This is a genomic window from Klebsiella sp. LY, assembly GCF_004010915.1.
GTDB classification, from domain to species: Bacteria; Pseudomonadota; Gammaproteobacteria; order Enterobacterales; family Enterobacteriaceae; genus Klebsiella; species Klebsiella quasipneumoniae.
Genome location: NZ_CP022444.1, coordinates 3,315,437 through 3,328,390, shown reverse-complemented (window position 1 = coordinate 3,328,390; position 12,954 = coordinate 3,315,437). Strand labels below are relative to the sequence as shown.

The 12,954-nt window shown below is 55.2% G+C and carries 10 protein-coding genes; 6 read left to right on the top strand and 4 right to left on the bottom strand.

The window, feature by feature from the left end; all coding sequences use genetic code 11:
* Nucleotides 1-274: 274 nt before the first annotated feature.
* The 4 genes from cra to leuO all read right to left on the bottom strand — a co-directional run bounded on the left by cra (nucleotide 275) and on the right by leuO (nucleotide 5,041).
* Nucleotides 275-1,279 carry a catabolite repressor/activator gene (cra, locus tag CE636_RS19200; protein ID WP_004145952.1) on the bottom strand — a complete coding sequence of 335 codons (1,005 nt, stop codon included), beginning with the start codon at nucleotides 1,277-1,279 and terminating at the stop codon, nucleotides 275-277.
* A gap of 180 nt (nucleotides 1,280-1,459) precedes the next feature.
* A complete protein-coding gene (gene ilvN, locus CE636_RS19195; protein ID WP_002888536.1) occupies nucleotides 1,460-1,951 on the bottom strand; it encodes an acetolactate synthase small subunit in 492 nt (163 codons plus the stop codon).
* A gap of 2 nt (nucleotides 1,952-1,953) precedes the next feature.
* A complete protein-coding gene (gene ilvI / locus CE636_RS19190; protein ID WP_017901190.1) occupies nucleotides 1,954-3,678 on the bottom strand; it encodes an acetolactate synthase 3 large subunit in 1,725 nt (574 codons plus the stop codon).
* 394 nt (nucleotides 3,679-4,072) lie between these two features.
* Nucleotides 4,073-5,041 carry a transcriptional regulator LeuO gene (gene leuO / locus CE636_RS19180; RefSeq protein ID WP_072140386.1) on the bottom strand — a complete coding sequence of 323 codons (969 nt, stop codon included), beginning with the start codon at nucleotides 5,039-5,041 and terminating at the stop codon, nucleotides 4,073-4,075.
* A gap of 614 nt (nucleotides 5,042-5,655) precedes the next feature.
* Here leuO and leuL point away from each other — a divergent pair.
* From leuL to CE636_RS19145, 6 genes are all read left to right on the top strand, one after another.
* A complete protein-coding gene (gene leuL / locus CE636_RS19170) occupies nucleotides 5,656-5,742 on the top strand; it encodes a leu operon leader peptide (protein WP_017901192.1) in 87 nt (28 codons plus the stop codon).
* A gap of 95 nt (nucleotides 5,743-5,837) precedes the next feature.
* Nucleotides 5,838-7,409, top strand: a complete 1,572-nt coding sequence (gene leuA, locus CE636_RS19165; protein WP_004204323.1) for a 2-isopropylmalate synthase — start codon at nucleotides 5,838-5,840, stop codon at nucleotides 7,407-7,409.
* On the top strand, nucleotides 7,409-8,500 hold the full coding sequence (gene leuB, locus CE636_RS19160; RefSeq protein WP_017901193.1) for a 3-isopropylmalate dehydrogenase: 1,092 nt from the start codon (nucleotides 7,409-7,411) through the stop codon (nucleotides 8,498-8,500). The genes leuA and leuB overlap by 1 nt, the downstream gene beginning before the upstream one ends.
* 2 nt (nucleotides 8,501-8,502) lie before the next feature.
* Nucleotides 8,503-9,903 carry a 3-isopropylmalate dehydratase large subunit gene (leuC, locus tag CE636_RS19155; RefSeq protein WP_004177417.1) on the top strand — a complete coding sequence of 467 codons (1,401 nt, stop codon included), beginning with the start codon at nucleotides 8,503-8,505 and terminating at the stop codon, nucleotides 9,901-9,903.
* Nucleotides 9,904-9,913: 10 nt separating this feature from the next.
* Nucleotides 9,914-10,519 (top strand): 3-isopropylmalate dehydratase small subunit, encoded by a 606-nt coding sequence (leuD, locus tag CE636_RS19150; RefSeq protein ID WP_004204321.1) that lies wholly within the window; start codon nucleotides 9,914-9,916, stop codon nucleotides 10,517-10,519.
* A 397-nt stretch (nucleotides 10,520-10,916) separates the two neighbouring features.
* Nucleotides 10,917-12,950 carry an FAD-dependent oxidoreductase gene (locus CE636_RS19145; RefSeq protein ID WP_004204320.1) on the top strand — a complete coding sequence of 678 codons (2,034 nt, stop codon included), beginning with the start codon at nucleotides 10,917-10,919 and terminating at the stop codon, nucleotides 12,948-12,950.
* Nucleotides 12,951-12,954 lie beyond the last annotated feature (4 nt).

The window sequence follows — 12,954 nt, the reverse complement described above, 5'->3', positions numbered from 1 at the left end:
GTGGCGAACAAAATGGGTGTTAATTCAGCAATTAACCTGGTGAATGTAACAAAATAATACAATTAAAGCCTGCACCATCATTTTTTGTGTCCTGTTTTGAGTCACAAAACGATTGCCAGGGAATAAAACAAAATAACGCGTAAAGAAGTTTAGGGATTTGTCTGAAATATATTCAGTTTTGCATTCTGGACGTCAGTTGCCTGATTTATCGCCAGCGGCCTGCTCTCTGGCAGGCCTGCCAGGAATAATCCTGGATGCTGACGATATTGCGCCCTTAACGGCGATTCAGGCTGCCGCGGCGATAAAGATTACGACGAATACGGCTGAGGCCTGGTTTCGGCTTGCGCGGTTCATCGAGGCTAGCGAGGACGATCTCGAGCACCCGCTCAGCAACATCGCGATGGCGCTGGGCCACGGCCAGTACCGGACACTGCAGGAAATCGAGCAGCTCATTATCGCCGAAGGTGGCGATCGCCAGCTCGGAAGGCAGTTTACCCTCACGGCGCAGCGTCACATCCATGACGCCCTGCAGCAGCGGGAAAGAGGTGGTAAACAGCGCCTGCGGCATCGGATGAGTTTCAAGCCATTTTTCAAATAGCTGGGCCGCCGCTTCTCGCTCATAGCTGTTGGCATAGAGATAATGCACCTCACGCGGATCGTCCTGCCAGGCTTTACGGAAGCCTTGCTCGCGCAGGAAGCTCACCGACAGTTCCGGCAGCGCGCCAAGATAAAGCACCGTTTCGCCTGGAAAAGTCCGCAGCTCGGCGGCGAGCATCTCGGCGTCATCCTGATCAGCGCCGACGACGCTGGTGAAGTGCTCGCGATCAAGGGCGCGGTCGAGGGCGACAATCGGAAACGGATCGTTAGCCCAGCGCTGGTAGAAAGGGTGCTCCGGCGGCAGCGAGGTGGAAACAATGATGGCGTCCACCTGGCGCTGTAGCAGATGCTCGATACAGCGCATTTCGTTATCGGGCTGATCCTCCGAGCAGGCAATCAGCAGCTGATAGCCGCGCTGGCGCGCCTGCCGCTCCAGATAATTTGCAATGCGGGTATAGCTGGTGTTTTCCAGATCCGGGATCACCAGACCGATAGAGCGTGTGCGTCCTGCACGCAGGCCAGCAGCGACCGCATTCGGATGATAGTTGTGCTCTCGCACGACAGCCATCACCTTTTCGACCGTCTTGTCGCTTACGCGGTACTGCTTCGCTTTGCCATTAATCACATAGCTCGCGGTGGTTCTTGAAACACCGGCCAGCCGGGCGATTTCATCCAGTTTCACAATTGCCCCTTGGGTAAGAAGTGCCAAACATAACCATTATTCAGGTATGGAACCCTTTTTATAACATCTAAGCGCAGAATAGTTAGCGCAGCAACCGCTTTCGCTTACAGTTCCTACTGATTTCGCAAAAAAAAAGCCCGACAGTCGCTGCCGGGCTATTTTTGCATCAGTTCCCGATCCTCAGCGCATGATTTTATCACCACGAGACAGGCCGACCACGCCGGAGCGAGCCACTTCCACGATCCGAGCGACATCGCGCAGCGAGGCCAGGAAGGCGTCGAGCTTATCGCTGGTGCCGGCGAGCTGGACGGTATAGATAGAAGGCGTCACGTCGATAATCTGTCCACGAAAGATTTCGGTGTTGCGCTTCACTTCTTCACGGCCGTAACCGCTGGCCTGGACCTTCACCAGCATGATTTCACGTTCGACATGAGCCCCCTGCCCCAGTTCGCTGACCCGCAGGACATCCACCAGCTTGTGCAGTTGCTTTTCAATCTGCTCGATCGCTTTTTCATCGCCCACGGTCTGGATGGTCATCCTGGAGAGGGTCGGATCGTCTGTCGGCGCGACAGTCAGGCTTTCTATATTATAGCCGCGCTGGGAAAAGAGGCCGATAACGCGGGACAATGCGCCCGATTCGTTTTCCAGTAATACCGATAATATCCGGCGCATAATCAGGTCCTCTCCGTTTTGCTCAACCACATTTCATCCATGCCGCCGCCGCGGATCTGCATGGGGTACACATGCTCACTGCCGTCGACGGTGACATCGACAAACACCAGCCGGCGCTGTCGCACCTGCTCCAGGGCTTCAGCAAGCTTCGTCTCCAGTTCCTGTGGCTCACTGATGCGGATGCCAACGTGGCCATAGGCTTCCGCCAGACGCACAAAGTCCGGCAGCGACTCCATATAGGACTGCGAGTGGCGCCCGGAATAGAGCATATCCTGCCACTGCTTCACCATCCCCAGATAGCGGTTGTTGAGGTTAAGCACCAGGACCGGCAGTTCATATTGCAGCGCGGTAGAAAGTTCCTGAATATTCATCTGGATACTGCCGTCACCGGTCACGCAGACGACCATTTCGTCCGGCAGAGCCATTTTGACCCCCAGCGCTGCCGGTAGGCCAAAGCCCATGGTGCCGAGACCACCGGAGTTAATCCAGCGCCGCGGTTTGTCGAAGGGGTAATAAAGGGCGGCGAACATCTGGTGCTGACCCACATCGGAAGTGACATAGGCATCGCCCTGGGTCAGTCGCCAGATCGTTTCAATCACCGCCTGCGGTTTGATCTTATCGCTCTGGTCGTCGTAGCGCAGACAATGGCGGGCGCGCCACTGCTCAATCTGTAGCCACCAGTCGCGAATATCGTCCAGCGGCTGCTGCGCCTCTTCCTGTTCCAGCAGCTCCAGCATCTGTTCCAGCACCAGCCGGGCATCGCCGACGATCGGCACATCTGCCGGCACGGTTTTCGAGATTGAGGTCGGATCGATATCAATATGCAGCACAGTCGCGTTCGGACAGTATTTGGCCAGGTTATTGGTGGTCCGATCGTCAAAGCGAACGCCGACGGCAAAAATCACGTCTGAATGGTGCATGGTCATGTTGGCTTCATAGGTGCCGTGCATGCCCAGCATCCCCAACGCCTGCGAGTGCGTCGCCGGGAAAGCGCCCAGCCCCATCAGGGAGGAGGCCACCGGCAGCTTCAGCTTTTCCACCAGTTCGCGCAGCTGTGGTTCGCATTGCGCATTGATCGCCCCGCCGCCGACGTAGACGACCGGCTTGCTCGCCGCCACCAGGGTCTGCAGGGCGCGTTTAATCTGGCCTTTATGGCCGCTGGTCGTCGGGTTATACGAGCGCATGCTGACCGCGTCTGGCCAGACGTACGGCAGTTTCTTCGCCGGATTGAGTATATCCTTCGGCAGATCGACCACCACCGGCCCGGGGCGACCGCTGGCCGCTAACCAGAAGGCTTTCTTCAGCACGCCGGGAATATCTTCGGTCTGCTTCACCAGGAAACTGTGCTTCACCACCGGTCGGGAAATCCCCACCATGTCGCACTCCTGGAAGGCATCGTAGCCGATAAGCGATGTCGCCACTTGCCCTGAGAGGATCACCAGCGGGATAGAGTCCATATAGGCCGTCGCGATACCGGTGATGGCGTTCGTCGCCCCAGGCCCTGAGGTCACCAGCACCACACCGACCTCCCCGGTCGCTCGCGCCAGACCATCCGCCATATGCACCGCCGCCTGCTCGTGGCGAACCAGCACATGATCGATACCGCCAAGGGTATGTAACGCATCATAGATATCGAGGACTGCGCCTCCGGGATAGCCGAATACTTGCTTGACGCCCTGATCGACAAGCGATTGGACGACCATCTCGGCTCCTGACAACATCTCCATGGTTTGCCTCCAGGCTTATTGTTTTACGACAGCGGAACTCAATTTCCGCGCGCTCGCACGATGCGAAGGGGTACCCCTCCGCACTGAGGTGAATGGACTGCATGCCACTACCATAACTGCTCGCCAGCAGGCAGGCAATTCGCCACGACAGGGGCTTTCTAAGTGGAATAAGAAGAAAAACAAGCGGAGAGAGGAAAATATGGTGGAATGCTTCAGAGATAAGAAAAGAGAATAGTAAATACTCGGAGAAAAGGCGCGATAGCAGGAATTGATCCATTTTTTGTTAACGGGAGGAGAGCAACTGAAAGAGTAAACAGCATAAAATTCTGCATTCTTGTAATTCAATCATATAAAAAAAGGAGCCGAAGCCCCTTTCATGATCATTGCCATCGGCTCAGCGCTGACAAATATCCACCAGCAGCTCTTCCATCCACTGATGGCCTTTATCGCGACCCGCCGCTTCGTGCCAGGAGAGATAGCAGGTCCGGCTATTCACCTTCAGCGGTAGAGGTAATATTTGCAGCGCTAACTTATCGGCAAACTCATTTGCCAACCAGCGCGGCGCAATGGCCACCATCTGTGTTTGTGACACCACGTTTAATACGCTGACCATCGCATTACCTTGATATGCGATGCGCGCTTGTTTATCGGCCGTGTCATACCACGGCAGACTGAATGAGGCATACCGATCGAGAGCCACCGCGGCATGCTCCTCGCGATAAATATCAGCCTCCATCACCGGTCCGGAGATACGCGGATGGTTGCGACTGGCCACCAGAACCATTTCATCTTTGAATAGCGGCACACAGGCAAACTCAGGGCGACGGAACTCTTCATAACCGATCACAAATTCCGTTTCCTGATAACGTAGCTGATGTTCCGTATTTTGATTAAGCGCTGATTTAAAGACTAAATGAATATTGGGCGCGATTTCAGCGACTTTATTAAATATCACCGACGTCAGGATGTTATCCAGCGGGCTACAGACGCACAGATTGAAAACACGCTCACTGCTCAGTGGTTCAAAACCGGAGCCTGGCAATTCGTTTTGCACCAGCTGCAGCGCCTGGCGCACTGAGCCAAAGAGCTGATAGGCCCGCGCCGTCGGCTGAATACCGCGGCCATAGCGCACAAACAGTTCATCATTAAACATCACTTTCAGACGTGAAACCGCGTTGCTCACCGCCGGTTGAGACATGCCGAGCGTATGGGCGGCACGGGTAATATTCTGTTCCTGCATAACCGCATCAAAAACGGTAAGCAGATTGAGATCAACCATCCGTAGTTGAGGTTTTACGACTTCCTGTCCGGGGGCTGATTTATATTCTGGACTTTCAATTAACATATCTAGTTCCGCCGTCACGATGAATTCCCTTTACTAAACCGCTATGATTAGCGGCGAAAATATCATTTATCATGCTAATGACATTTGCAAAATAGCAAAGGTGTATTTTAGGAATATATCAAGGCTATGAGTGGCAGTGTAAATCCGGTACCGCCGGAGTAGGTGAACTGCTCAAACCATACTAGTTACTTAATGATGATGAGTTTAACCATAATTCAGAAAAATAAAAACAACACCAATGATTAACTGTAACTTAAGCAATAATAAAGCATTTTATTTTCTACCCCATAAAATTAACAACCATTTATCATTGAAAAAAGAGCCGCTAAGGGGTGGAGATATTCACACGAAAAATAAATATAATCTTTTCATTTAGATAGCGATTTTTTGCCGCCTCGCTCGCGGCGCATCGTGAGCGAAGCCTTTAATGCAAAGTACATTGTCAAATGAAACATATCCCAGTGCGCTCCCGCAGGGCCAAAAAAGGATCTTCGGCAAAAAAGGGCAAACATCAGCACAATTAGCTAATTCACGCCGTGGACCAAAAACGCTTTTTCCATGCCAGGGGTTGACTTTGAAACGGCTATCCAGTAACTCTAAAAGCATAACGATTTCATCTGGAGTTTGACGCAATGATTCGCACCACTCGCATCACCAGCCTACTACTACTAAACGCATGCCATTTGCGCGGTAGGCTGTTGGGCGACGTTCAGCGTTAAGTCATCTTCCAGCAAGACTATAAAACCCGCGCCTTGGCGCGGGTTTTTTTATGCTCGTCAACAAGGCGCCAGGACACAGACTAAGGATCCAAACCATGAGCCAGCAAGTCATTATTTTCGATACGACCTTACGTGATGGCGAACAAGCGTTACAGGCAAGCCTGAGTGTCAAAGAGAAGCTGCAGATCGCTCTGGCCCTCGAGCGCATGGGTGTTGACGTGATGGAAGTCGGTTTCCCGGTTTCTTCTCCGGGCGATTTTGAATCCGTGCAGACCATCGCGCGCACCATCAAAAACAGCCGCGTATGCGCTCTGGCGCGTTGCGTTGAGAAAGATATCGACGTGGCGGCGGAATCCTTAAAGGTGGCCGAAGCGTTCCGTATCCACACCTTCATCGCCACCTCGCCGATGCATATCGCCACCAAACTGCGCAGCACCCTGGATGAAGTCATTGAGCGAGCGGTTTATATGGTGAAGCGGGCGCGCAATTACACTAACGATGTCGAATTCTCCTGTGAAGACGCCGGCCGTACGCCAATAGCTGACCTGGCTCGCGTCGTGGAAGCAGCGATTAACGCTGGCGCCACCACCATAAATATTCCGGATACCGTCGGCTACACCATGCCGTTCGAGTACGCCAACATTATCAGCGGCCTGTATGAGCGCGTACCGAATATCGACAAAGCCATTATCTCCGTTCACACCCATGATGACCTGGGCATTGCCGTCGGCAACGCCCTCGCCGCGGTCCACGCCGGAGCTCGCCAGGTAGAAGGCGCGATGAACGGTATCGGCGAGCGCGCCGGCAACTGCGCGCTGGAAGAGGTCATCATGGCGATTAAAGTGCGCAAAGACATCATGAACGTGCACACCAATATCAACCACCATGAAATCTGGCGCACCAGCCAGACCGTCAGCCAGATCTGCAACATGCCGATCCCGGCGAACAAAGCCATCGTCGGCACCGGCGCCTTCGCCCACTCCTCCGGTATCCACCAGGACGGCGTGCTGAAGAACCGCGAAAACTACGAGATCATGACCCCGGAATCCATCGGTCTGAACCAGGTGCAGTTGAACCTGACCTCCCGTTCCGGCCGCGCGGCGGTGAAACACCGGATGGAAGAGATGGGCTACCAGGAGAGCGATTACAACCTGGATCATCTGTATGACGCGTTCCTGAAGCTGGCGGACAAAAAAGGACAGGTCTTCGATTACGATCTGGAAGCGCTGGCCTTTATCAACAAGCAGCAGGAAGAGCCAGAGCATTTCCGCCTGGATTACTTCAACGTTCAGTCCGGCTCCAGCGATATCGCCACCGCCTCGATCAAACTGGTCTGCGGGGATGAGATCAAAACTGAAGCCGCCAACGGCAACGGTCCGGTCGATGCTATCTACCAGGCGATTAACCGCGTCACCAATTACAACATTGAATTAGTGAAATATGGCTTAAGCGCGAAAGGCCACGGCAAAGACGCCCTGGGCCAGGTGGATATCGTCGTTGACTACAACGGCCGCCGTTTCCACGGCGTTGGTCTGGCAACGGATATCGTAGAGTCGTCAGCCAAAGCGATGGTTCATGTGCTGAACAACATCTGGCGCGCCGCCGAAGTCGAAAAAGAATTGCAACGCAAAGCTCAGAATAAAGAGAACAATAAGGAAACCGTGTAATGTCGAAGAATTACCATATTGCCGTTTTGCCGGGTGATGGCATTGGCCCGGAAGTGATGAACCAGGCGATGAAAGTACTGGAAGCCGTGCGCCAACGTTTTGCCATGCACATTACCACCAGCCAGTACGACGTCGGCGGCGCGGCCATCGACCGTCAGGGAACTCCCCTGCCGCAGGCGACGGTCGCCGGATGCGAGCAGGCGGACGCGATCCTGTTCGGCTCCGTTGGCGGCCCGAAGTGGGAACACCTGCCGCCCGCAGAACAGCCAGAGCGCGGCGCCCTGCTGCCGCTGCGTAAACACTTCAAACTGTTCAGCAACCTGCGCCCGGCCAAACTGTATCAGGGGCTGGAAGAGTTCTGCCCGCTGCGCGCCGACATCGCCGCCAACGGCTTCGACATTCTCTGCGTTCGCGAACTGACCGGCGGCATCTACTTCGGCCAGCCGAAAGGCCGCGAAGGCAGCGGTCAGCATGAGAAAGCTTTTGATACCGAGGTGTATCACCGCTTTGAAATCGAACGTATCGCGCGCATCGCTTTTGAATCTGCCCGTAAACGTCGTCACAAAGTGACCTCCATCGATAAAGCCAACGTTCTGCAGTCCTCTATTCTGTGGCGCGAAATCGTCAGTGAGATCGGCAAAGAGTATCCGGACGTTGAGCTGGCGCATATGTATATCGATAACGCCACCATGCAGCTGATTAAAGATCCGTCTCAGTTCGACGTGCTGCTGTGCTCCAACCTGTTCGGCGACATCCTCTCCGACGAGTGCGCAATGATCACCGGCTCGATGGGTATGCTGCCGTCCGCCAGCCTTAACGAACAAGGTTTCGGCCTGTACGAGCCTGCAGGCGGCTCGGCGCCGGATATCGCTGGCAAAAATATCGCTAACCCGATCGCGCAGATCCTCTCCCTGGCGCTGCTGCTGCGCTATAGCCTTGACGCTAACGAGGCGGCGAGCGCAATTGAAAGCGCGATTAACCGCGCTCTGGAGGAAGGGGTTCGTACCGGCGACTTAGCGCGCGGCACGGCGGCGGTCAGCACTGATGAAATGGGCGATATCATTGCCCGCTATGTCGCAGAAGGGGTGTAATCATGGCGAAGACGTTATACGAAAAATTGTTTGATGCGCACGTGGTGTATGAGGCGCAAAACGAAACCCCGCTGTTGTATATCGACCGCCATCTGGTGCATGAAGTTACCTCCCCGCAGGCCTTTGACGGCCTGCGCGCCCACGGCCGCCAGGTGCGCCAGCCGGGTAAAACCTTCGCCACTATGGATCACAACGTCTCGACGCAGACCAAAGACATTAACGCGTCCGGCGAGATGGCCCGCATTCAGATGCAGGAGCTGATTAAGAACTGTAAAGAGTTCGGCGTTGAGCTGTACGACCTGAATCACCCGTACCAGGGCATCGTTCACGTAATGGGCCCGGAACAAGGGGTGACCTTGCCGGGGATGACCATTGTATGCGGCGACTCCCATACCGCCACCCACGGCGCGTTCGGCGCGCTGGCCTTCGGCATCGGCACTTCCGAAGTGGAACATGTGCTGGCGACCCAGACCCTGAAACAGGGTCGTGCGAAAACCATGAAAATCGAAGTGCAAGGCAAAGCGGCGCCGGGCATCACCGCCAAAGATATCGTGTTGGCGATCATTGGTAAAACCGGCAGCGCCGGCGGCACCGGCCACGTGGTGGAATTCTGCGGCGAAGCGATCCGCGATCTGAGCATGGAAGGTCGCATGACCCTGTGCAACATGGCGATCGAGATGGGCGCCAAAGCGGGCCTGGTCGCGCCGGATGAAACCACCTTCAATTACGTACGCGGCCGTCTGCACGCGCCGAAAGGCAAAGATTTTGACGATGCGGTGGCGTACTGGAAAACCCTGAAAACCGACGACGGCGCCACATTTGACACCGTGGTGACGCTGCAGGCGGCTGAGATTGCTCCGCAGGTGACCTGGGGCACCAACCCAGGCCAGGTGATTTCGGTCACCGATAATATCCCCGATCCTGCGTCATTCAGCGACCCGGTGGAACGCGCCAGCGCTGAGAAAGCGCTGGCCTATATGGGACTGAAATCCGGCATCCCGCTGACGGAAGTGGCTATCGATAAAGTGTTCATCGGCTCCTGTACCAACTCGCGTATCGAAGATTTGCGCGCCGCGGCGGAAATCGCCAAAGGGCGTAAAGTGGCACCGGGCGTCCAGGCGTTGGTGGTACCAGGTTCCGGTCCGGTGAAAGCGCAAGCGGAAGCGGAAGGCCTGGATAAGATCTTTATCGAAGCCGGCTTTGAGTGGCGCTTACCGGGCTGCTCGATGTGTCTGGCGATGAACAACGACCGCCTGAACCCGGGCGAGCGCTGCGCCTCCACCAGCAACCGTAATTTTGAAGGCCGTCAGGGCCGCGGCGGACGCACGCACCTGGTGAGCCCGGCAATGGCCGCGGCGGCGGCTGTGACCGGCCATTTCGCCGATATCCGTAATCTGAAGTAAGGAGACCATCATGGCAGAGAAATTTACCCAACATACCGGCCTGGTGGTTCCGCTGGATGCTGCAAACGTCGATACCGACGCGATTATTCCCAAGCAGTTTCTGCAGAAAGTGACCCGCACCGGCTTTGGCGCGCACCTGTTCAACGACTGGCGCTTCCTCGATGATAAAGGTCAACAGCCGAACCCGGAGTTCGTGCTGAACTTTCCTGAGTACAAAGGCGCCTCTATCCTGCTGGCGCGGGAAAACTTCGGCTGCGGCTCCTCCCGCGAGCATGCGCCGTGGGCGCTGACCGATTACGGTTTTAAAGTCGTTATCGCCCCAAGCTTTGCCGATATTTTCTACGGCAACAGCTTCAACAACCAGCTGCTGCCGGTGACGCTGAGCGATGAGCAGGTCGACGAGCTGTTCAGACTGGTGCAGGCCAACCCGGGCATTACGTTTGAAGTGGACCTGGAAGCGCAGGTGGTGAAAGCGGGGGATAAAACCTACAGCTTTAAGATCGACGATTTCCGTCGCCACTGCATGCTTAATGGCCTGGATAGCATCGGCCTGACGCTGCAACATGAAGCGGCGATTTCCGACTATGAGCACAAGCTGCCGGCGTTTATGAATTAAGCTTCGCGCCCGGTCATTTGACCGGGCTTTTTAATTTATTGCGGCAGAAAATTGAGATCTCACGCACAAAAAACAATATTAATTCTTCGAACGTCAGCCCATGACGTTGGCCTGCCCCACGCGATAAAGACGAATGATTTCGCTTTCTTCCCCCTGACCTGCGCGGTTTATGTATTAACCCTTCACTGCAAGTAAAAATAAGGTATGAGTGTTTAATATAAAAATATAACAATGTGAAAGAAGCGTTAATCTCATAGAGAACCCCTATAGCTCACAGCAAAAAAAAACATTATTTTTCAATTTTTCCCCTCGCTATCTTTTTCCACAGAGAAATATTAACTAAGGACACGCCCGGGCCCCCGCATAGCGGCCTCCCGGCCTCCTGTGGAGAGAAGAGATGAGCCACTATCCGCACCTTTTCAGTCCGTTGACCATCAACGGCATGACGCTAAAAAACCGCATTATTATGCCCCCGATGGGCACCAATATGGCTACGCTCAATGGCGAGGTCTCGCAGGAACAGCTGGAATACTACGAACTACGGGCCAAAGGCGGCACCGGTCTTATCACCATCGAAAACATCTGTATTGATTTCCCTTTCGCTTCCAACGGCACCACCCAACTGCGGATCGATAACGATCAATATATCCCGCGGCTGTTTAAATTAACCGAGACCCTGCATAAACACGGCGCCTGCGTATCCATTCAGTTAAATCACGCTGGCGCTTCCGCTTATGCCTACCGCCTCGAGGGTCAGACACCGCTCTCCTCCTCGACGACGCCCTCGAAAAAGCACGGTAATATTCCGCGGCCAATGACCCATGAGGAAATTTATCACGCGGTGGAAAAATTCGGGGACGCCGCAGAGCGCGTTCGTCGCGCGGGTTTTGACTGCGTCGAAATTCATGCCGGCCACTCCTATTTAATTAGCCAGTTTTTATCGCCGTTATTTAACAAACGCACCGATGAATTTGGCGGCAGCGTCGAAAACCGCACTCGAATATTAGGTCTGATTGTCGATAAAGTTCGCGCCTGCGTCGGGCCACGTTTTCCGGTCAGCCTGCGCATCAGCGCCGACGACTTCCTCAAAGGCGGCAATACCCTCGAAGATTCCTTGCGCATCCTTGAGCTCTGTCAGGAGAAGGTCGATATCATCAACGTCTCGGCGGCGCAGAACGACAACCTGAATCTGCAAATCGACCAGATGTCGCTGGAGGATGGCTGGAAGCGTTACCTCTCCCGCGCGGTGCGCGATAAATTCCATAAGCCCACGGTCATCGCCGGCAATATCCGTACCCCGCAGGTGGCCGAGGATATCCTCGCCAGCGGCGATGCCGATCTCATTGCCATTGGTCGCGGTCTGATTGCCGAGCCGGAGTGGGTCCAGAAGGTGCAAAGCGGTAAAGAGCGCGTGATGCGCAAATGCATCTCCTGCAACATCGGCTGCGCCGACCATCGCATCGCCCGCTCGCGTCCGCTGCGCTGTTCAATTAACCCGGACATCATTCACGGCGATGCCTACAAAACGCGACGCGTTAATCGCGAAACGAACGTGGTCGTCATCGGCGCCGGCACTGCCGGGATGGAGGCCGCCTGCACCGCGGCGGAAGTCGGCTGCCACACCTGGCTGCTGGAGGCGAAAAATCACGTCGGCGGTCTCGCCAGCGATATCGCCCGTCTGCCGGAGAAAAAACGCATCGCGGATTTCCCGCAGTTTATGAAAAACCGCATCGCCGCGCTGGACAACCTGATGCTGCAGGTCGGCAAACGGGCAGACGTGGCCTCGGTTTCCGCCCTGCGTCCACATCTGATCGTCAATGCCACCGGCTCAACCCCCCTGCTGCCGCCCATTGCTGGACTGCGGGAGAATATTGACGCCGCGGAAGGCAAAGTCTTCTCCATTACCGGCATGATCGACAATCTGGCGAAATTTACCCATGTCGAGGGCAAACGCATCGCCGTTGTCGGCGCGGGCGCCGTTGGCCTCGACGTCATCGAATACTTTACCGCTCGCGGCGCGCAGGCGGTCTTAATCGAAATGCAGGACGCCGCCGGTCGCGATCTCGACATCATTACCAAGAATGCCATGTTGACCATGCTCGACGAGCACCAGGTCGAACAGCACATGAATACGCAACTGATGGCGGTGGCTGCCGACCATTTCCAGGTGAAAAATACACAGCACACCTTCGATATCCCCTTCGACTACGGCTTTGTCTGTCTGGGGATGCGCGCCAATCGGACGGGTCTCGACGAGATCGAACGCTGGGCCAATGCCAATAACGTCAAAATCATGAATATCGGCGACAGCGTGATGGCGCGACGCATTATCGACGGCATCCGCGAAGGCCGCAACGTGCTGGACACCCTCGAAGACATGGGTGCGCTGGGCAGCCGCGAAGCACAACGAATTCCCTTTCTAACTTATTGAGGAT

Coding starts and splice junctions, on each gene's coding strand:
- leuL (WP_017901192.1), top strand. CDS start 5,656: ATGATTCGCACCACTCGCATCACCAGCCTACTACTACTAAACGCATGC.
- ilvI (WP_017901190.1), bottom strand. CDS start 3,678: ATGGAGATGTTGTCAGGAGCCGAGATGGTCGTCCAATCGCTTGTCGAT.
- leuA (WP_004204323.1), top strand. CDS start 5,838: ATGAGCCAGCAAGTCATTATTTTCGATACGACCTTACGTGATGGCGAA.
- leuC (WP_004177417.1), top strand. CDS start 8,503: ATGGCGAAGACGTTATACGAAAAATTGTTTGATGCGCACGTGGTGTAT.
- ilvN (WP_002888536.1), bottom strand. CDS start 1,951: ATGCGCCGGATATTATCGGTATTACTGGAAAACGAATCGGGCGCATTG.
- leuD (WP_004204321.1), top strand. CDS start 9,914: ATGGCAGAGAAATTTACCCAACATACCGGCCTGGTGGTTCCGCTGGAT.
- CE636_RS19145 (WP_004204320.1), top strand. CDS start 10,917: ATGAGCCACTATCCGCACCTTTTCAGTCCGTTGACCATCAACGGCATG.
- leuB (WP_017901193.1), top strand. CDS start 7,409: ATGTCGAAGAATTACCATATTGCCGTTTTGCCGGGTGATGGCATTGGC.